The organism is Tenacibaculum sp. 1_MG-2023, assembly GCF_030547425.1.
Taxonomy (GTDB): Bacteria; Bacteroidota; Bacteroidia; order Flavobacteriales; family Flavobacteriaceae; genus Polaribacter.
This window is the reverse complement of sequence record NZ_JAUORH010000004.1, coordinates 47,356-68,530: the sequence shown is the minus strand read 5'-3', so window position 1 is coordinate 68,530 and position 21,175 is coordinate 47,356. Positions and strand designations below refer to the sequence as shown.

Annotated in this window: 18 protein-coding genes and 1 pseudogene; 13 read left to right on the top strand and 6 right to left on the bottom strand. The window is 32.3% G+C overall.

The features are described 5' to 3' along the window. Positions 1-26: 26 nt before the first annotated feature. Positions 27-2,438: a hypothetical protein gene (locus Q4517_RS04415; RefSeq protein ID WP_303506659.1), complete on the top strand. Its 2,412-nt coding sequence runs from the start codon at positions 27-29 to the stop codon at positions 2,436-2,438. Positions 2,439-2,698: 260 nt separating this feature from the next. On the opposite strand, the gene Q4517_RS04410 is transcribed toward Q4517_RS04415, so the two are convergent. Both Q4517_RS04410 and meaB read right to left on the bottom strand, forming a co-directional pair. Further along, positions 2,699-3,040 carry a tRNA-binding protein gene (locus Q4517_RS04410; protein WP_303506657.1) on the bottom strand — a complete coding sequence of 114 codons (342 nt, stop codon included), beginning with the start codon at positions 3,038-3,040 and terminating at the stop codon, positions 2,699-2,701. Positions 3,041-3,123: 83 nt separating this feature from the next. Beyond that, positions 3,124-4,197 carry a methylmalonyl Co-A mutase-associated GTPase MeaB gene (gene meaB, locus Q4517_RS04405; RefSeq protein ID WP_303506655.1) on the bottom strand — a complete coding sequence of 358 codons (1,074 nt, stop codon included), beginning with the start codon at positions 4,195-4,197 and terminating at the stop codon, positions 3,124-3,126. Positions 4,198-4,297: 100 nt separating this feature from the next. On the opposite strand from meaB, the gene Q4517_RS04400 reads away from it, so the two are divergent. From Q4517_RS04400 to lgt, 6 genes are all read left to right on the top strand, one after another. Further along, entirely contained in the window at positions 4,298-4,846 is a 549-nt protein-coding gene (locus Q4517_RS04400) for an RNA polymerase sigma factor (RefSeq protein WP_303506650.1), read from the top strand. After that, on the top strand, positions 4,839-5,405 hold the full coding sequence (locus Q4517_RS04395; protein ID WP_303506648.1) for a hypothetical protein: 567 nt from the start codon (positions 4,839-4,841) through the stop codon (positions 5,403-5,405). The genes Q4517_RS04400 and Q4517_RS04395 overlap by 8 nt, the downstream gene beginning before the upstream one ends. Beyond that, on the top strand, positions 5,386-6,843 hold the full coding sequence (locus tag Q4517_RS04390; RefSeq protein ID WP_303506646.1) for a hypothetical protein: 1,458 nt from the start codon (positions 5,386-5,388) through the stop codon (positions 6,841-6,843). The genes Q4517_RS04395 and Q4517_RS04390 overlap by 20 nt, the downstream gene beginning before the upstream one ends. A gap of 108 nt (positions 6,844-6,951) precedes the next feature. Beyond that, positions 6,952-8,433, top strand: a complete 1,482-nt coding sequence (gene cysS / locus Q4517_RS04385) for a cysteine--tRNA ligase (protein ID WP_303506645.1) — start codon at positions 6,952-6,954, stop codon at positions 8,431-8,433. After that, complete coding sequence (yidD, locus tag Q4517_RS04380; protein WP_073181389.1) at positions 8,434-8,670, top strand: membrane protein insertion efficiency factor YidD; 237 nt, start codon at positions 8,434-8,436, stop codon at positions 8,668-8,670. 111 nt (positions 8,671-8,781) lie between these two features. Continuing rightward, a complete protein-coding gene (lgt, locus tag Q4517_RS04375) occupies positions 8,782-9,642 on the top strand; it encodes a prolipoprotein diacylglyceryl transferase (RefSeq protein WP_303506641.1) in 861 nt (286 codons plus the stop codon). A 58-nt stretch (positions 9,643-9,700) separates the two neighbouring features. On the opposite strand, the gene Q4517_RS04370 is transcribed toward lgt, so the two are convergent. Both Q4517_RS04370 and rlmH read right to left on the bottom strand, forming a co-directional pair. After that, on the bottom strand, positions 9,701-10,558 hold the full coding sequence (locus Q4517_RS04370) for a hypothetical protein (protein ID WP_303506639.1): 858 nt from the start codon (positions 10,556-10,558) through the stop codon (positions 9,701-9,703). Positions 10,559-10,723: 165 nt separating this feature from the next. After that, a complete protein-coding gene (gene rlmH / locus Q4517_RS04365; protein ID WP_303506637.1) occupies positions 10,724-11,197 on the bottom strand; it encodes a 23S rRNA (pseudouridine(1915)-N(3))-methyltransferase RlmH in 474 nt (157 codons plus the stop codon). 52 nt (positions 11,198-11,249) lie between these two features. Between rlmH and Q4517_RS04360 the strand changes: the two are divergent. Further along, positions 11,250-11,357: pseudogene (locus tag Q4517_RS04360) on the top strand (IS110 family transposase); the annotation flags it as partial. Between the two features lie 56 nt (positions 11,358-11,413). Here the strand turns inward: Q4517_RS04360 and Q4517_RS04355 are convergent. Beyond that, the gene (locus tag Q4517_RS04355; protein ID WP_303506635.1) at positions 11,414-14,182 is read right to left on the bottom strand and encodes a TrlF family AAA-like ATPase; all 2,769 of its coding nucleotides are present in this window, start codon (positions 14,180-14,182) and stop codon (positions 11,414-11,416) included. An 809-nt stretch (positions 14,183-14,991) separates the two neighbouring features. Then, on the bottom strand, positions 14,992-15,579 hold the full coding sequence (locus Q4517_RS04350) for a 2OG-Fe(II) oxygenase (protein ID WP_303506633.1): 588 nt from the start codon (positions 15,577-15,579) through the stop codon (positions 14,992-14,994). Positions 15,580-16,395: 816 nt separating this feature from the next. On the opposite strand from Q4517_RS04350, the gene nadC reads away from it, so the two are divergent. From nadC to Q4517_RS04325, 5 genes are all read left to right on the top strand, one after another. After that, the gene (gene nadC / locus Q4517_RS04345; protein ID WP_303506631.1) at positions 16,396-17,256 is read left to right on the top strand and encodes a carboxylating nicotinate-nucleotide diphosphorylase; all 861 of its coding nucleotides are present in this window, start codon (positions 16,396-16,398) and stop codon (positions 17,254-17,256) included. Positions 17,257-17,272: 16 nt separating this feature from the next. Continuing rightward, positions 17,273-19,375: a M3 family metallopeptidase gene (locus tag Q4517_RS04340; protein WP_303506629.1), complete on the top strand. Its 2,103-nt coding sequence runs from the start codon at positions 17,273-17,275 to the stop codon at positions 19,373-19,375. Continuing rightward, positions 19,376-19,945 carry a pentapeptide repeat-containing protein gene (locus tag Q4517_RS04335; RefSeq protein ID WP_303506627.1) on the top strand — a complete coding sequence of 190 codons (570 nt, stop codon included), beginning with the start codon at positions 19,376-19,378 and terminating at the stop codon, positions 19,943-19,945. Further along, a complete protein-coding gene (locus Q4517_RS04330) occupies positions 19,926-20,117 on the top strand; it encodes a four helix bundle protein (RefSeq protein ID WP_303506625.1) in 192 nt (63 codons plus the stop codon). Before Q4517_RS04335 ends, Q4517_RS04330 begins: the two co-directional genes overlap by 20 nt. Positions 20,118-20,221: 104 nt before the next feature. After that, on the top strand, positions 20,222-21,157 hold the full coding sequence (locus Q4517_RS04325) for a YihY/virulence factor BrkB family protein (protein WP_303506623.1): 936 nt from the start codon (positions 20,222-20,224) through the stop codon (positions 21,155-21,157). Positions 21,158-21,175 lie beyond the last annotated feature (18 nt).

The following is a 21,175-nucleotide window of genomic DNA, read 5'->3' as shown; positions in this document are numbered from 1 at the left end:
AGAATATTTGAATAGAAGAAAAAGAAGTGTTGAAAAGGGGGAAACAGTACATATTAGTAAGCTTACTATGTTTAGTAAGTAGTATAAGTTTAGCGCAAAATTTAGATATAGAGTCCATTACAAAATCTACTAAGGTTAAAGTAAGTGGTAATGTCAATACCAATATGGTGTATTACAATGCAAATACCCGTAATGCACGTATTCCGTTTACGTATTTTTTACAAGGAACAGTGAATGTAAGTTGGTTAAGTTTTAATATCCCTTTTACCTATAGTTTTTCTAATCAAGGAGATAATTTTGACTACCAACTGCCTTTTAAGTTTAATAGGTTGAGCTTACACCCAAAATACAAATGGATACAAGCGCATATAGGAGATGTTACTATGAATTTTTCTCCTTATACCTTAAACGGACATCAATTTACAGGTGGAGGTATTGAATTAACTCCTAACAAGCCAATAAAGTTTAGTGCCATGTATGGACGTTTATTAAAAGCAACAGAAGATGATGGTAATCCACAAACCTTGCCAGCTTTTAAGCGTACAGGATATGGAGCAAGAGTAGCTTGGGAAAAACCAAATTATAAGCTAGGACTAATAGGTTTTTATGCAAAAGATGCTGAAAACTCTATTGCAGCAATACCAGAAGAAAGAAATATAAAACCTAAAGAAAACTTAGTAATAAGTCTTACAGGAGAAACTACCATTGCTAAAAAATACACCATAAGGGCAGAATATGCCTCAACAGCCATTACACAAGATACAAGAGCAGATAAAAGTAGTAATACCTCTAACAATTTAGCAGGGTTTTTGTTTAATAATCGTACATCAACCGAATATTACAATGCGATTAAAGCAGATTTAGATGTAAAATTAGGACAAATGAAAGTTGGTTTGGGCTATGAACGTATTGATCCTAATTATGAAACCTTAGGGGCCTATTATTTTAATAATGACTTTGAGAACATCACACTAAATATGGCTCGATCATTATTTAAAAATAAGTTGAACTTATCGTTTAATATAGGATACCAAAGAGATAATTTAAACAATCAAAAAGCACAATCTACAGGAAGAAATATAGGAAGCGTTAATGCAACGTATCAGATGACAGATGCGATTACTTTATCAGGAATGTATTCTAACTTCACAACGTTTACGAACAAAAGTTTAAATCAGTTTGATGACATTAACGACAACGATTTAACTGATGAAGAACAAGAAGCATTAAATTTTAAGCAACTGTCACAAAATGCCAATATAAACTTGAATTGGATGTTGGTTAAAAAGAAAAACGTTACGCAGAATGTTAATTTAAACTATTCATTAGCATCTTCAGCAAATAAAGAGAATGGTATTATTAGAATTGGTCAAGCGAATAATTTTCATAATGGAAATGTAGTTTATACATTAGGGTTTCCTGAAAAAGCGCTAACAGTTTCGCCTTCACTTAACTACAATTATAGCGATATCGGTAGAGATGATAGTAAAGCATACGGAGCGTCTTTAAATATGAATAAACTGTTTTTTAAAAACATATTAAATACCACTTTAGGAGCTTCGTATAATAGTAATGTAAACAAAGAAGTTACAAGTAATGTTTTAAATTTTAGGGCAAGTGCTTCTACAACTATTGCACAAAACCATAATTTAAATTTAAATGCAATACAGTTATTCAGAGAAGCTACACAGCAAGAAAAACTAAGTGAATTAACTGTAACTTTTGGTTATAGTTATAGTTTTGGCTTGAAAAAACCGAAATTCAGATTTGAAAAAAGAGAAAGAAACAAAAAAGTAAAAGAATTTTCATTCTCGTATAAAGAGCATACTTTTAGTGGAGAACATTCTAAAATTACCTCAGAGATTAAACAGCTATTAAATGATCCTGTTTTTGCTAGTATAAAAAGTATAGAAAAAGTAAGAAATGATTTAAGTTTATTAGAAACAGATGTTGTAAATAATGAAAATGCAAGTAATAAACATTATAAGAAGGCAGCAGTAAATTATTTAGACTATTTATATAAACACAAAGATTTTATAGATACGTATTATAAATTAGCGTTTAAAAGTTTAAAGAAGCTTTACGACCAAGCAGTCTTACTAGATGAAGAAGTCAAAGCTAGTTATAATCGTTTACTACACTTAATGAAACAAGAAGCGAAAAGAGGAAACTTTATATCTAAAAGTGATAAAAAAGATTTACAGACTAGAAAAATAAAAATGGAGGCGCATCAATGGATGCAATCAGAACTACAAAAGTTAACTTATCAAGATGTTGTAACTAATAATGGAATCCTCAATGAGTTTAAAAAAAATCATATATCAACTATTTTTAAAATGATAGAAGAAAAGAAAACAGAAGAGGAAATTGAAAACTTTTTAGCTTTAGAATTTGCTAAATTCTATCATAAAAAAAGTATTAAGAAACCGCAAAAGTAATTTTTTATTTGGTGAGCTTAGTTAAGCTAACTATATGGTGATACATTCTTTAAGAAAAATAAGCTAGCCAAAGAAAGAACTAGCTTATTATACCAATAAATAATTTTGAGCTAGTATTTTGGAATTTTCCAATTATAAGTTCAATAGTATTTTTATTGTACGCAAAATTTATGTTATGACTTGTTAATTTAAGTTCTAATGTCCTTAAATCAGCTTCAGTTAAATTAATTCATAAGAATAAAAAGTGAAATTTAGATATGCTACGAAATCTTTGTCCCGTTTTTAACAGTACGTTCAGTAGTTAATAAGGTTACTTCTTTGTCATCACCTAAACCACCTAATACTAAGCATTCACTCATCATATTCGCAATTTGCTTTTTCGGGAAGTTTACCACAGCAACCACTTGTTTTCCTATCAAATCTTCAGGTTTGTATAGCTTAGTGATTTGCGCTGAGGTTTTTTTAACTCCGTAATCACCAAAATCAACCTGCATTTTATAGGCAGGATTTTTAACCTCTTTAAAAACCTCGGCAGAAATAATCGTGCCAATACGCATTTCTACTTTTGTAAAATCGTTCCAAGTGAGGGTGTTATCTTCCATATGTTTGTAGATTATACCAGTTAGGTATTTATTAGTTGTTTAAAAATAAAATTTTATTAAGTGCCCATCATGGACTCCATAGTTTAGTTATTTTCTAGCAATCGTTTTGCGGCAGTAAATGGCGTAGTTTTTCCTTTTTCTAGCTTAGTAATTTCCTGTTGTAAACGATCTTTAATTTTCGGGTTATTATAAAAGTTACTTTTTAGTTGTTGATTAATGGTTTCTAATAACCAATAATTATTTTGTTCGTTTCTTTTTTGTTGAAAGTAGCCAGATTTTTTTACTAAGTTCATGTACTCTTCAATCATAGCGTAAATAGCATCAACTCCTTGATGATGGAGTGCACTCGCTAATAAAACTTTAGGTTGCCAGCCACTTTCTTTAGCGGGATACAAGTGTAAGGCTCTGTTAAATTCTACCTTCGCAAGTTTAGCATTTTTCTCATTACCACTATCAGCTTTATTAATCACAATAGCATCTGCCATTTCAATAATTCCGCGTTTGATTCCTTGTAATTCGTCTCCAGCACCTGCCAATTTCAGTAATAAAAAGAAATCGGTCATAGAATGTACGGCGGTTTCCGATTGTCCAACACCTACAGTTTCAATAATAATAGTATCAAAACCAGCTGCTTCACATAAAATAATACTTTCACGTGTTTTTTGAGCAACACCGCCTAATGAAGTTCCAGAAGGAGAAGGGCGTATAAAAGCATTCTCATCGGTAACTAACTCCTCCATGCGTGTTTTATCACCTAAAATACTCCCTTTGTTAATAGAACTGCTTGGGTCTACCGCTAAAACAGCTACTTTTTTTCCTAAAGAAGTTAAATGCTTACCAAAAGCTTCAATAAACGTACTTTTTCCTACACCAGGAACACCCGTAATTCCAATTCTAACCGATTTATTGGCATGCGGTAAACAAGCTTCTAAAATTTCATTGGCTTGTTGTTGGTGTTTAGGATTCGTGCTTTCTACTAACGTAATTGCTCTACTTAAAAAAGGAATATTACCAGCAACTATTTGAGTAACAAATTCTTCGGTTGAGGTAGTTTTTCTTCTGTTACGCTTTATTTTTTCTGCAGATGATTTACTGGTGGTTTCAGGCTGAGAAACTCCGTCTTTTTCAGAAAGTGCAGATGTGTCTTTGTCGGTCATTATGTAGGTAAAACAAAATAATAACGTAAATTTAGAAATAAAAATGCAGGAAAATGCAACGCGACGGAAAAAGTCTCGTCTTTAGGGTAAGAAATCAAGAATGAAATCAACTAAACAGTTACATCAATCGGTAATAGATGCCTGTAAAAACAATGATGCAAAAGCACAAATGCAACTGTATGATTTGTATTGTGATGCTATGTGTACAGTGGCGTTTCGGTATGTAAAAGATTCGTTTATAGCGGAAGATGTAATGCAAGAAGCATTTATAAAAGCATTTAAAAATATTGATTCCTATAAAGAAGGAGTAGCGTTTGGTGCTTGGTTGAAAAGAATCGTTATAAATCAAAGTATTGATTATTTAAAGAAGAAAAAACTAGAACTGGTTTCGATCAATGAAGAAATTACCACAGTAGTAGATGATGATAATTGGAATGTAGCCGCTACGATATCGCATCAAGATATTGTAAACTGCATTCAGCAATTAAAAGAAAAATATAGAGTTGTGTTAACCCTGTTTTTATTAGAAGGGTATGACCACGGAGAAATTTCACAAATATTAGGAATTTCGGAAGTGAGTTCGAGAACACATTTATTAAGAGGAAAAAGACAAGTGCAAGAACAATTAAAAGCAGTACATCATGTCTAAAGATATTAGAGAAATACTAAAAAACAATGTTGAAAACACAGAGAGGTTATCAACAAATCACAGACAGCGTTTTCAACAAAAGTTGATGGATGAATTGCATTCAACACCATCAATAAAAAAATCATATCAATGGCTGTATATAGCAGCATCTATTGTGTTGTTGGTAAGTTTAGGAATTCAGTTTTATCCAACAAATACTGTAGATCCAATAATAACAGAGCTTCCAAAAGACACTCAAAATCAAATTAGTTTAGGAACCATATCTCCTGAGTTAAAAACGGTGGAAGACTACTATGTAAATACCATTAATTACGAGTTAAGTCAGTTAGAATTAACTGACGATAACAAAGAACTTTTTGATGGTTATTTGACCAAAATAGGAGAATTAACCAAAGAATATAAATCGTTAACCGAAGAGCTCAATACAAAAGGAATTAACGACGATACTATCAATGCATTGATTGGAAACCTGCAATTACGTTTACAGCTGTTAAAACGTATGCAAAAACAATTACAAGAATTTAAAAATCCAACTCAAAATGACATTCAAACAATTTAAAATCAGTGTTTTTTTACTGTTAGTGACAGGCGTTGTATCTGCACAGAAATACAACAAGAAGTTCAGTGAAAATTTTAAGACAAATAAAGACGTAGTAGTTAATATCAATGCATCTAATGCGGATGTTGATGTGACTACATGGAACAGAAATGAAGTTTCAGTAGAAGCAGTTGTAGAAGTTGAAGGGCTAGATAAAAAAGAAGCTCAAAAATATTTAGACAACTGGAAATTTGAAGCCTTAGGGAATAAAAGTAAGGTACAAATTAATGCCAATAGAAATAGCTTTAGAATAGGAAGAGACAATATTGTATTCTTCAATTCATCAGACAATAATTACCCAAGAATATTTGAGTATGATACAGAAAGTGAGGTTGCTGTGATACCAGAAATACCAGAGGTAAGTATCCCAGAAATGCCTGAGATTCCAGAAATGCCTGAAATAGAAATCCCTGAAATTAATTTTGAAAATTTATTTCAAGATGTAGATTTTGATGTAGAAAAAATGTTTGAAACTGAAGAACTTGTTAGATTTAAATGGAAAGATGGTAAACATAATGTAAACATTACATCAAAAGAAGAGTGGGAAGAATTTAAGAAAACTAAAGCATATAAAGAATATCTTAAGAATAATAAGAATTCTAAGACAAAGATGTTTTTCTCAAAAAAACATCAAGTTCTCAATGAGAAAAAATTAAAAGAAGAACTTAAAAGAGTTAAAAGTGAACTTAAAAAAGTTGATAGAGAGAGGATTAGAAAACAATTAGCAAAAGCACGAGAAGAAATGCATAAGGTTAGAGAGGAAATGAAAAAAACTCGTATGAACTATTCTTACTCTTCTGACAGTAATAACCTTATGATTAATGGAAAAAAAGTAAAAATCACAAAGAAGATTATTATAAAGGTTCCAAAATCAGCAACGTTTGATTTGAATACCCGCCATTGTAAAGTAAAACTGCCAAAAACCAAAGCTTCAGGAAAGGTTAGTTATGGAACCTTCAAAGCTGACGCACTTGACGGTGGAAAATTAAATATTTCATTTTCACCAGTAAATATAAATTCATTAAACGCTTGTACGTTGTTCTTAAATAATGTAACCGATGCTCAATTAGCATCGGTTACCAACACAACAGTAAATTCGAACTCTTCAGGCTTGGTGGTAAGTAATGTATATAGTAATGTTGAAGTAAATAATAAGTTTGGAAACTTAACCATTACCAAAATACACCCAAGTCATAATAATTTAAAAGTATTTTTAAGTTATTCAGATGCTGGAGTTGATTTAACAGGTATAAATAAGAAATTTGATATCCAAAGTGATAAGGTTAAGAAACTAAAAGATGGAAATGTAGAGTATAACGGAGAGTTCATTTTAATTTCTAACGATAAAGAAATTGAAATAGACGGTAAATACAGTCAATTAAAAGTTAAAAATCAATAAGAAATACAAACAAAACTACCTTCTATTTCTATAAAATTGCTGCCAAATTCTTTTTCTATATTCTTTATAAAGTGCCTATATTAGCGATTGCAAATAGTCACTTTTACTATGGAATTATACAAAGAAAATCAACTTAAAATATATAACTCTTTAACCAAATCAAAAGAGCTTTTTAAACCAGTAATTGAAGGACGCATAGGTATGTATGTGTGTGGTCCTACAGTATATAGCAACGCCCATTTAGGAAACGTAAGAACTTTTATGTTTTTTGATGTGGTGTATCGTTATTTATTACACTTAGGGTATAAAGTACGCTATGTACGTAATATTACTGATGCAGGTCACTTAGAAAACGATGCTGATGAAGGTGAAGACAGAATTGCAAAAAAAGCACGACTAGAGGAAATTGAACCGATGGAAGTAGTGCAACGTTATACAGTTGATTTCCATAATGTATTAAATAATTACAACTTTTTATCACCAAGTATAGAGCCTACTGCAACGGGTCATATCGTAGAGCAGATTGAAATGATTAAAGAAATCATGGATAAAGGCTTTGCCTATGAAGTAAACGGTTCAGTTTATTTTGATGTATTAAAATATAACGAAACTGGTAACTACGGAATTCTTTCTGGTAGAAAAATAGAAGATGCTATTCATAATACTAGAGCGTTAGACGGACAATCAGATAAGAGAAACCCACAAGATTTTGCACTTTGGAAGAAAGCCGATGATCGTCATATCATGCGTTGGCCTTCACCTTGGAGTGATGGTTTCCCTGGTTGGCATTTAGAATGTTCAGTAATGAGTACAAAGTACTTAGGTGAACAATTTGATATTCATGGTGGAGGAATGGATTTAAAATTCCCGCATCATGAGTGTGAAATAGCTCAATCGCATACCTGTTCTGGAGTACAGCCAGTAAACTACTGGATGCACACCAATATGTTGTTGTTGAACAGTCAAAAAATGGCTAAATCAACAGGGAACTTTATTTTACCAAACGAAATTTTAACTGGTGAAAACGATATCTTAGGAAAAGCATTTTCTGCAAGTGTGGTTCGCTTTTTTAATATGCAAGCGAACTATAGAAGCATTTTAGATTTTTCTGGAGAAGCGTTAGAAGCTGCTGAAAAAGGGCATGCAAAGTTGATGGAAGCTGTAGATTTCTTAGATAAAATTGAAGCAGGTGCTACTTCTTCATTTGATGTTCAAAAATGGAGACAAGATTGCTACGATGCTATGAATGATGATTTTAATACGCCAATTTTAATAGCACATTTATTTGAAGCAGTAAAAGTTATCAATCAAATAAAAGAAGGAAAGGCAAGTTTAACTACCGATGACTTAGACGTGTTTAAAAATACAATCAACGCGTTTGTTTTTGATGTATTAGGACTAATGAATGAAACTTCAGAAGGAAATAATTCTGATAAGTTAAGCGGAGTAGTGGATATGTTAATTAGCATGCGTAAAGAAGCACGTGAAAATAAAGATTGGGCATTGTCTGATGAAATTCGTGATAGATTACTGGAATTAGGGATTCAATTAAAAGACGGTAGAGAAGGAACAACGTTTACAGTTAACTAATTGAAAAAAATACTAACATATCCGTTTATATTACTAGTTCGATTTTATCAAACAGCCATATCTCCGTTTACACCAGCAACATGTAGATATTCACCAACGTGTTCAAGCTACACCATTGAAGCGTTGCAAAAACATGGATTGTTTTATGGTGGTTGGTTGGCATTAAAAAGAATTTTTAGTTGTCACCCATGGGGAGGAAGTGGTTACGACCCTGTTCCAGAGAAAAAAGAAAAATAATAATTGTCATTGAGGAGTTTATTAAGAAGTAATCTTAAGATTATTTCATTTTAACTTGTCTTTAGCGACAGCCGAAAGGTTCGCAATGACACTAAAACTAAATTAAAGTAAATGAATTTTTTATCCATAGTGTGGGATTGGAACCCAGAAATAATAAATTTAGGAGGTTTTGGTATCCGTTGGTACAGTTTAATGTTTGTAGCGGCGTTTATTTTAGGACTTCGATTAATGAAAAAGATTTACACCAATGATAACATTTCTGTTGAAAAACTAGACCCGTTATTTATGTACGTATTCGTTTCTATGTTGGTAGGAATGCGTTTAGGAGATGTTTTCTTTTACAGTTGGGATTATTATCAAAACCATTTATTGGAAATCATATTACCATTTAAAAAACAAGAAGGAGCTTCGGCTTTATTCGGATTGTTAGATGGATGGAAATTTACAGGGTTTACAGGATTCGCAAGTCACGGAGCGGCGATTGGAATTCCTATTGCGATGTACTTTTATGCTAAAAAGCACTTACAAAAACCATGGTTATTTATCTTAGATAGATTAGGAATCATGGTAGCCTTAGCAGGATTTTTTATTCGCTTTGGAAACTTTTTTAACTCAGAAATATACGGAAAGCCAACAGGAAGTAGTTTTGGGGTAATTTTTAAAAGAGCAGGAGAAACCGTGCCACGTCATCCAACTCAGTTATATGAAGCGTTAAGTTATTTAGTTTTATTTTTTGCATTATGGCATTTCTATTGGAAAACAGACAAGAAAAACCAAACAGGCTTCTTATTCGGGTTGTTTATGGTAGTACTATGGTCGTTACGTTTTGTAATAGAGTTCTTAAAAGAAGCGCAAGTAGATGGACGAGAAGACTGGGTGTTTAACACACTAAATACGGGGCAAGTATTAAGTATTCCGTTAGTGTTAATAGGTTTTTGGTTAATGTTTAGAAAAACCAAAGCAACAGCATAAAAACAATAAAAAAACTCCAAGGTTATCCTTGGAGTTTTTTGTTTATGAGAAAAAAGTTTTACCCTTTTATAGTTGCTAATTCTTGTTTTTTAGCATCAATTTCATTTTGAATTTTTAACAGGCGATTTTCAATCTTACTAATAATAGCCTCTTTTCTTTCAATACTTTCTTTAGAAGTAGAAGCATCTTTTTTAGCCTCTTCTAATTTAGACTTCATTTTAGCTAAACCTTCTTTACCACTAATTAAAATCTCTTCATTAATGCTAATATCATCTTCAAGATCACTAATTAAAGTGTTTTTCTCTTTACTAATGTTTTTCTCTTTAACTTTAATTTGATTGCTTAATTGCTTCAGTTTTTCTTCTTCTAAACGTAAAGCCTCTTGTTCTTTTAAGTAAGCAAGCTCTCTAGCTTTTCTTTCATCATCTAATTTTTTACGAGCCTCTTCAAGTTTTTGTTTTTGTAAAATAATTTCTTTTTGTTCAGCACTAATACTGTCTTCATATACCACCTCGGTATTGTCAGCTTTTTTCGAAGACTCTTCTTTTTTTGAAGATTCTTCTTTCTTTAGTTTTCTAGCTAACTTTCTTTCTAAAGAAGCCAAATCTTTTTTATGCAAATCAATTTGATTGTTTAGCTTACTTAATCTTTGTTGCATGTTTGCAGCAATTTTTTCTTTTCTTTCTACTTCCTGTTTTGTAGCTTTTTTACTTTTCTTAAAACGCTCTAAATTTCCTTTTACACGCTTTAAAGCATCAACACCACTAATTAAGATTTCTTCATTAGCGCTAATTTGATTTTTTTTGTTTTTTACCTGAATCTTTAACGTTTTAATGTCATTTTGAGCAGTTACTTGTTGTAAGCAAGTAAAGGATATAAAAAAAGTTAAAGTAGCTAAGAATCTTAGTGTTTTCATATTTATTTTATGTTATATAAGTTTTATTTTTCGGGGCGCAAAAGTATGGCTAAATGCAAAAATAAAATAACTTTTTAACAGGTTTTTTACTATGCTTTTCTGGAAATTAAAAGCATAATGTTTTGACTCACATAAAATTTGATGTAAATAAAAGTTTTAGAGTTTTTACTCGTGATGATAAGGCTCGTTTCTAAGAATAGTAAAACCACGATACACTTGCTCAACTATAAATAAACGAATCATTTGGTGAGAAAACGTCATTTTAGAGAGCGATAACTTTCCTTGTGCTTTATTGTATACAGCTTCAGAAAAACCATAAGGTCCTCCAATAACCAACACCAGTTGCTTAATACCAGAGTTCATCTTCTTTTGTAAGTATTGTGAAAACTCTACGGAAGTATGTTGCTTTCCTTTATCGTCTAATAAAACTAGCTGATCAGTAGGTTGTAGTTTAGATAAAATCAACTCGCCTTCTTTTTCTTTTTGTTGCGCCTCGCTTAGGTTTTTAACGTTTTTAATATCTGGTATTACTTCCAACTCAAATTTTACGTAATGTTTTAATCGGTTTTGGTATTCGTCAATTAATTGCTGTAACTGCTTATTGTCAGTTTTACCTATGGCGAGTAATTTTATTTTCATACGGCAAAATTACGAATGTTTTATAAACTCTTAAAAGGATGGTTTCAGTGTAAAAAAACTTGCTTTAATAGCGGTATGTAATAAGCTACTAAAACAAGCTTTTGCCATAGTAAAAAGTGGTTTATCGTATGACGCAAATTATAAAAGCACGTTGGTTTAAAAAAGTATAAAATTTACTTGTTTTTTGCCTCAGTTCTTTGTTGTACTGCGTTATTTCTATCCGATTTTTTGATATTTCCTACGTCTTTTTTCAAAAGCTATTTCTCCACCTTCGAGAATTTGACATATTTTCGAGTTTATCTCATTATCTTCTAAACTACCACTAGAATATTCAAGGTTACCATCTTTATTCGAAGCAACAATAACCTGTTCGGCATCTGCGTTGACTACTAAATTTGCATTATGAGTTACAATTATTACTTGTCTATATTGTTTTAGTTCCTTGAAAAGTGATATTAAATTTTGCATTATGAATTCATTATCTAAATCATCTTCTGGTTGGTCAAAAATTATGGGTTTAGAAAAAGCTTCTGTTGCAAGCATCATTTTTAGATAAACAGTTCCTTTTTGCCCAACTGATATTTTATTCAAGTCTTTTCCTTTATACTTTAAAATAGGAAATACCTTGAGATATTTTTGTCTTTCAGATTCAAAGAAAAGTTTAGATTTTAAAGTTTTGCTATGAATCCCATCACTAATATAAAACTCTAAATATTTATTTTTTAGAAACTCAAAATACGAGTCCAAATCTTTGACTTCAAATGAGTTCTTTTGAGCTTCTCTATTTCCTTTTATTCTCCATTTTGCTCCATCAATACAATGGTATATTTCATCATAGAATTTTTCAATATCAAAGTCTATTTTGACTTCAATTTCTAGGTCAGTTAATAGATTTTTCATTATTGATTTTTGTGAAGGATTTAAAGAATCTTTAGAATCCACATCCTTAAAATCATCCCAACTGCTAATTAGTTCTTTGACTTGTTTTTCATAATCTTTCTTTATTTTATCGATTAGGGAAATTTCCACGTCTGAAGATTCAAAAATTATTGACTGTAATTTGTCAAGTCTCTCTTTCTTAATTTTAGAATCCGATATTTTTTCACGTATTTCAGATAAGCTTTTTTGAAACTTGTCAATATCATTTAAAAGAGTTGTCAAATCACCTTTGTAGTCTTTGAATTCTTCTTTTACTTCTAAAATTGTTTTAGATATTTCAGCTATTTTTTTCTCTATTTCTGCTTTCCATTCAATGATTTCATCAAATTGTTTCTTAAGAGCAGAAAGCTCAATTTTAGAGATTTTATCTAAATCTCCATTCGTTAAATTAATTTTCGCATTGAGCTTTTCAATTGAGCTTTTTATTTCACTTTCCAATTCAGAAAGCTCTTTTAATTTAGAGTTGAGATTATTTCTTAATCGTAAATTCTCTGAATACTTTTCTAGCTTATCTTTATTTTCGCTAGTTGTTATGTTACTAATGAAATCATTAATTGACTTTTCTTGAGCTTCTAAAAATTCTTTTGAATTTATAAAATTTCCTTCATCATCTTGTACAGAAAAGAATTTTTGTAATTCGTGGAACTCGTTAATCAATTCACGAATATTTTTATCTAAATCACTACTAAATTCTGGTTGTTTCAACTTTGCTAATCTTCTAATTGAGTTTGCAAGTTGAAACTGTTTATCTTTTTTTTCAACAAGGTTTTTGAGTCTTCCTTGATTTATGTAGATGAAATCAATAGCTTTCTTTTCCTCTGTTAACTCAAATTCAATAAAGTCAGTTTCTGTTTGATTTGATTTTTGGTAAGATAATTTTAAAGCCCCATTTTTATTAAAAACACCTTCTTTTGAATGTTCTTGACCAATAAAACTGCTTGCTAAATAATCTGTTAACATACTTTTACCTTCTCCACGACCACCAATTATTGCTACAAGGTTTTGATTTAATGGAATTCTCTCATTCTTTGAAAAATGAATATCATCTTCTTCTTTGAAAATATTTAGTTTATCACTTATTGATATTTCAGAAAAAAATGGTTTATCAAATTCGAGATTTGGATTGTTATCAGAAATACTAATTCTTTCTTCAGGCTCATAAAGTATTTGGATAAGACCTTCAAAAGTTGGGTCAGCTTTAATCCAAGTAAAACAATTTCCGATTCTGTCTTTGTCGGTAGCGGAAGATAGATAATGGGAATCACTACAATCAAGAAGTAAGTCATTTACTTTTTGTGCTGTTAGTTGTTCTTTTGCTTTGTCGAAAGCCTCTATGGATTCTGATGCTGTAAACACAATGTCAGCTTTATTTATGACTGATTTTTTTGTGGCAATGGAAGCATCAGTCCATTTTAATTCTGCCCATTCAGTTTTACCAATGGCTACAATATATTTATCCTTAAAGCAGTCCTTCTGTAGAGCTTCAAAAATTTTATCTTCTCTAACATTGAGATTATTAAATCCTTCCTCTAAATCAGTTCCGTATTTTGATAATTGTTCCGCTGGAACTCCGCTTTTTATTTTAGCTCCTAATTCTTCTACACTTTCTCTAGTTATTGCTCTTGTCCATTGCTCACCAGATTCAAGAGAATAACTCTGCTCTAGAGTTTGAAGAAATTGACTTTTTATTGTCTCGATTGGCAAGTCATTCGAAAAAATTACGTGCAAATTGATTCTTTTTAATTTGCCGAAGTCGATTCCTGCAAATTTGTCTATTCTAAACTCTACTACTGGTAGGATTAAATCTATGTTACTTAATCTGTTATTTGAAATCCTTTCCTCAACTAATTTCTTATATCCATCAATAAAGAAATAGTCGTTAATACCTAATACCGAAAAGTCAGAAGGAAGATTTTCTATATCTTTCATATAATTCTCCCAAGTAGCTTCTGTGTCTGGGCCATATCTGTGGTAAATAGATGCTGGTGTATGTACGTGTAAATCCCATTTTCTCCATTCAGAACCTCTTGGATATTTTTTATTCATAAAGTTTGTTTTTTAATGCAGTACAACTTGTTTATATAGATATATAATACATCGTTATACAACCATTTTGGTAGGTTTATGATTGTATTCTATGTTTATATCCCTGCGAACCTAATACAAAGCGAGCATACATTCTTACGGAATCCCATAAGCTCAATTATTTAAGTAATAAAAGTAGTTTTAGGTGTCATTAACGACTTCAAATGTAGCTGTAAAGGTCGCTAATATCACGGCATGGGTCGCTGATACCACGGCATGGGTCGCTGATATCACGGCATGGGTCGCTAATATCACGGCATGGGTCGCTGACACTACGGCACGGGTCGCTGATACCACGGCATGGGTCGCTGACACCACGGCGCGGGTCGCTGACACCACGGCACGGGTCGCTGATACCACGGCACGGGTCGCTGATACCACGGCACGGGTCGCTAATATCACGGCATGGGTCGCTGACACCACGGCACGGGTCGCTAATATCACGGCATGGGTCGCTGATATTACGGCATACTCCGCTAACACTACGGCACGGGTCGCTAATATCACGGCGTGCTCCGAAGACACTACGGCACGGGTCGCTAATATCACGGCATGCTCCGCAGACACCACGGCACGGGTCGCTAATATCACGGCATGCTCCGCAGATACTACGGCACGGGTCGCTGATATCACGGCATACTCCGTTAACACTACGGTGCAGACCTTTTTATCAAAGGTAACTGCCGTAACATCATAAGAACTTCATATAGAAATAAACTGCTAACTCTTAACAACTAAGCACTAACAACTAACAACTAGCGACTAAAAAATTACCTATACGGAGGTCCTGCAACCCAACCCACAATAGACTTACGAACCCCTTTGGTAATAGGAGTAACACGGTGCATCATAAAAGAAGGAAAAACAATGATGGTACCTTTCTCTCTAGGAGCACTTACAATTTTCTGATTTAGCATAAACTGTAAATCACCACCCTCATACTCATCGGGGTCAGATAACTGCATGGAAATACTCAACTTTCTATCAGAAATTTCACCCGCACCAAAATCCAAATGCCAATCAAAAAAATCACCCTCAGTATAGCTAGCCAATTGCAAACAGTTATGAAACCCCAATAAATCAAACCAATACCGTTCGTTATTACACTTAATAGCCAAACCAGCTAATCGGTTGTAAATCCATTCGTTTTCAGGAGTATTATCAATAAACATCACATCGCTTTTTCTAAGCTCATCATCATAAGTGTCCGCTCCGCTAAGCGTAGCCTTAATTTTTTTATTTTCATCCCATAAATTCAAAATTCTATCAGTTTCATGCGGAAGAAATAAACCGTTGTAGTGTACAAACTCAGCAAAATTATGTTTTAACGGAAGACCAAAAGGATAGTTTATAGCCATGATATAAGAGTAGTTATAAGTTGAAAGAAAATTTCTTAATCTTTACAACACGTAAGTTTTAAAATTCGGTTAGTATTTAGATAGCAAAATATAAAAAACAAACAAGAAGGAGTAAAAAACAGTCGTAAAAGCAAGAAAATAAATCAAGAGTGTCAAACCAGTTGACGCCTTTAGAAACAAGAATATAAGAAACTGTCAGTTCGAGTGATTTTGAGGTACGAAAAATAATATCGAGAACTAATTTAAGTGTTATAACTCTTTTTCTCAAGAATAATGCAGTCAAAGCTTTGAAATTCAGTTGTTTTTTTGTTTAAAAAACAACGCAAAGTTTGATAAATGGTTTTCAGTGAAAACTGAAAAATTCCTAAGAAAAAGTGTCTTTTCTTTTGATTCTTTTCTTTGGACAAGCAAAGAAAACGAATAGATTAAACTTGTTGTGCCTTTTGAAACAAGAATATAGGAAACCTGTCAGTTCGAGTGATTTTGAGGTACGAAAATCGTACGCTGACTTCGCTCAGTAGAACTATCGAGAACTAATTTAAACGCTATAACTCTTTTTCTCGATACAAATTTTACTCATTTCAATCGTAAAATTCACTCGAATTGACAAAAACTTATCAAAAAGTACAATGTATCATATATAAAATAATACACTAAACAAATACCAAACACATAAAGTAGTAGAAAATGAAAAACAACCTGTAACAGGTTTAGAATTTTGTTAGTAAAGAAAGGTAAAAATTACACAACAATAAGCAGTAAACTCAAAACAGAGAACTAAAAATAATTGTATTTTTACCTCAACAATTCAAAACTATGATTTCACAAGAACAATTTAATAAAGAGTTAGATTTAATTATAGCCAATGCTATTAGAGAAGATATAGGAGATGGCGATCATACCTCATTATCATGTATTCCTGTCGATGCAACAGGAAAAGCTAAATTATTAGTAAAAGACGAAGGAGTAATTGCAGGGGTAGCGTTTGCTAAAATGGTGTTTAACTATGTAGATGCCGATTTAAAAGTTGAAACGTTGATTAATGATGGAGCACCCGTAAAGTACGGAGATATTGTTTTTTACGTATCAGGAAAATCACAATCTATATTAATGGCAGAACGTTTGGTACTAAACGCAATGCAACGTATGAGTGCGATTGCAACCAAAACCAAGTTTTTTGCAGACCTGTTAGAAGGAACCAAAACAAAGGTGTTAGACACTCGTAAAACAACACCAGGAATCCGTGCTTTAGAAAAATGGGCAGTAAAAATAGGAGGTGGAGAAAACCATCGATTTGCCTTATACGATATGGTAATGATTAAAGACAATCATATTGATTTTGCAGGTGGAATTACACAAGCAATAACCAAAACTAAGAAATACCTAGCAGAAAAAGGACTAGATATTAAAATTATTGTGGAAGCACGCAGTTTAGAAGAAATTGAAGAAATTTTACAAAACGAAGGGGTGTATAGAATTTTGATAGATAATTTTAACTATGAAGATACCCGAAAGGCGGTAGCAGTGATAGGAGATACATGTTTAACAGAATCTTCTGGAGGAATCAACGAAAAGACTATTAGAGAATACGCAGAATGTGGGGTTGATTTTATTTCGTCTGGAGCCTTAACACATTCAGTATATAATATGGATTTAAGCTTAAAAGCAGTCGATTAATATAACTTACTACATCATGAAAAAACAACTATTACTCATAGCAACGCTAGTAGTAGCTATGTCGTGTAAAACAGAGCAAACAAAAAAAGAAACCACTTCAAACATGGTAGAAAACCCATTATTAGTAAAAAGCAGTTTACCTTATGGTGCACCTGATTTTACTAAAATAAAGAACGAACATTTTATGCCTGCAATTTTAAAAGGTATGGAAGTTCAAAATGAAGAAATTGCTAAAATTATAGCAAATACAGAAGCGCCAACATTTGAAAACACTAGTATAGCTTTTGAAGAAAGTAGTAAAACGTTAGATAATGTTGAGGCGGTTTTTTACGCTTTAGCAGGAGCACATACTAACGATACGATTAAAGACAATCAAAAAGAATTAGCTCCAAAGTTTTCTAAGCACAACGATGAAATTTTATTAAACACCAAGTTGTTTGAAAAAATAAAAGCGGTACACGATAATTTAGATAACTTAGAGTTGGATGCAGAGTCTAAACACTTGGTTAAAGAACAGTATAAAAAGTTTGTAAAAGCAGGAGCTAACTTATCTGAAGAAAAGAAAAACGAGTTAAAAGAAATCAATGCAGAATTAGCAAGTTTATCTAACGACTTCGGAAAAAAGTTATTAGATGCTAGCAAAAAAGGAGGTTTAACGGTTACAGATAAAGAACAGTTAAAAGGACTTTCAGAAGAAACAATTAAAGGTTTAGAGAAAGACGGTAAGTACGAAATCCAACTAATTAATACCACACAACAACCTTTATTACAAACTTTAGAAAATAGAGAAGTTCGAAAAGAATTGTTTGAAAAATCTATTCACAGAACAGATGCTGGCGATTATGATACAAGCGACTTGGTAAAGAAAATGGCTTTGTTACGTGCTAAGAAAGCACAGATTTTAGGTTTTGACAATTTTGCTAGTTGGAGCTTACAAGGAACAATGGCATCTACACCAGATAAAGTATTTGAAATGTTCAACGGATTAATTCCAGGGTCGTTATCAAAAGTAGCTGCTGAAACGAAAGAAATTCAGGCAGAAATCAACAAAGAAGGAAACGACTTTACTTTAGCACCATACGATTGGAATCATTTTGCTGAAAAAGTACGTAAGTCTAAATACAACTTAAATGAAGATGAGGTAAAACCATACTTTGAGTTAACCAACGTGTTAGAAAAAGGAGTGTTTTATGCTGCAACAAAATTATACGGAATCACCTTTAAAAAGCGTACCGATATTCCTACCTATCACCCAGATGTAGTAGTGTATGAAATCTTTGAAGAAGATGGTAGTAAGTTAGGATTGTTCTACGGAGATTTCTTTGCAAGAGACAGTAAAAGAGGAGGAGCGTGGATGAGTGCTTTTGTAAAACAATCTAAATTAAGAGGACAAAAGCCAGTAATTTACAACGTTTGTAACTATCCTAAACCAGCAGAAGGAGAACCAGCATTAATCAGTTTTGATAATGTAGAAACTACCTTCCATGAGTTCGGACATGCGTTACACGGTTTATTCGGAAATCAAAAATATGCATCAATTTCAGGAACAAGTACTGCAAGAGATTTTGTAGAGTTCCCGTCGCAGTTTAACGAAAACTGGGCAACACATCCAGAGGTATTAAACAACTATGCGTTGCATTATAAAACAGGAGAAGTAATTCCTGATGCATTATTACAAAAAATTAAAGATGCAGGAACGTTCAACCAAGGATATTCAATTATTGAAAACTTAGCATCTTCTAATTTAGATATGCAATGGCACACTATTTCAGTAGGTACGAACATTGATGATGTAGCTAGGTTTGAAGAAAAAGCATTAGCTAAAATGAAGTTAAAGATTGATGAGGTACCACCAAGATACCGCTCAACATATTTCGCACATATTTTTAGCGGAGGATACGGTGCAGGATACTATTCGTATTTATGGACAGAAATGTTAAGTCATGATGCGTACGATTGGTTTAAAAACAACGGATTGTTAACTAGAGAAAACGGTCAGAAGTTTAGAGAACAAATCTTATCGAAAGGAAACACGATGGATTATGCAGAAATGTATAAAGTTTTTGCAGGAAGAGATCCACAAGCTGAACCAATGCTAAAAGCGAGAGGATTACAATAAATGAATGATTTCTTTGACAACGAAACGTTCACAAAAGTTGATTTTAGACTAACAAAAATCAACAAAGGAGAATATGATAGCTGTACGTTCGAGAATTGCAATTTTGAGAACGTACATGCTTCTAATATCGAATTTTTAGAGTGTGAGTTTATCAACTGTAATTTTAGCAATACAGTGGTAAACCACACTTTTTTTAAAGATTGCACTTTTGAAAACTGTAAAATGGTTGGGGTAAAGTTTAATGAATGCAACAACTTTTTGCTAGAAATGAGCTTTCATAACTGCCAACTAAACGTATCTTCTTTTTACCAATTAAAAATTCCTACTACAAAATTTATAAGTTGTAATTTGCAAGAAGTAGATTTTGTTGAAGCTGACTTAAGTAGAGGTGTCTTTAAAGATTGTGATTTAAAAGGAGCAATTTTTGATCAGACGAATTTAGAAAAAGCAGATTTTACAACTGCTACTAATTTTGCGATTGACCCTGAAAATAATAGGGTTAAAAAAGCTAAATTTTCCAATGAGAATATTGTAGGATTGTTATATAAATATGATATTGTGGTGGAGTAATGTGGTTGGGGGTATTGGAGTGGCTTCGTTGTTTGAATTACAAACGCAGCTTGAAATTTCTTCAAACTTAGAGTATATTTCAAAAGAATCTTTTGACAGACTTTATGAGGAATCAAGAGAGATAGAAAGAATGCTATCAAGTTTAATAAGAAAGCTAAAGGAAAAACGATAAAAACTATGCAACTTTGATACAGTAACACTACTCAACTTTGAAACTAAAAAGACTTAGCATCTTTGAACCTAAGCAACCAATAACACTTTGCAACCAAAAAGAAAATGACTAAACAGATAGAAGAAAACCTTGAGAAAATTCCAGTAATAAACTGGCTCGTGGCCTTTGGAAAGAAAATTAAAATTCCAGGGTTAGAAGGAATGTCTTTGTACGATGTGCTCGAAATGTATGTTATAGGTATTGTAAAAGGAGCATTAACAACAAGGGCAGGAGGTATTGCTTTTAGTTTCTTTATGGCAATCTTTCCATTCTTATTATTCATTTTAACATTAATTCCTTACATCCCAATTGATGGATTTCAAGACGGACTACTCTCATTAATGCAAGAAGCACTACCACCAAAAACCTTTGAAGCGGTAGATTTTGTGATAAAAGATATTATTAACAATCAATATGGTGGATTATTATCTTTCGGTTTTTTAGCCTCTATTTTTTTAATGACCAATGGTGTAAATGCAATATTTGGCGGATTTGAATATTCGTACCATGTTACAGAAGTGAGAAATGTTTTAAGAGCTTATTTTATTTCGTTAGCAGTATCGTTGCTAATGTCATTTTTCTTAATCGTAACGGTAACACTTATTATTTTTTATCAAATAGCCTTAACAAGAATTCACAAAATAGGATGGTTAAACACAGGAGATTTAGACTTGTTTTACTACGGAAGAGGTTTCTTGTTTTTAGTAATGATTTTTACCATTGTATCCTTACTCTTTAGATACGGAACCAAACAAGGTAAAGATGTGAAATTCTTTTCACCAGGAGCCATTTTAACTACAGTAGTATCTATGTTTACCTTTTACTTATTTGGAATTTATGTAGTTAAGTTTGCGCAATACAACCAATTATACGGGTCAATAGGTACTTTACTGGTTTTAATGCTTTTCGTGTGGTTAAACGCCATTATTCTACTTTTAGGATTTGAGCTAAACGCTACAATTTACCGTTTAAAACACAAAAATAAAGCGACCGCTAAATAACATTATTCTTCATATTTT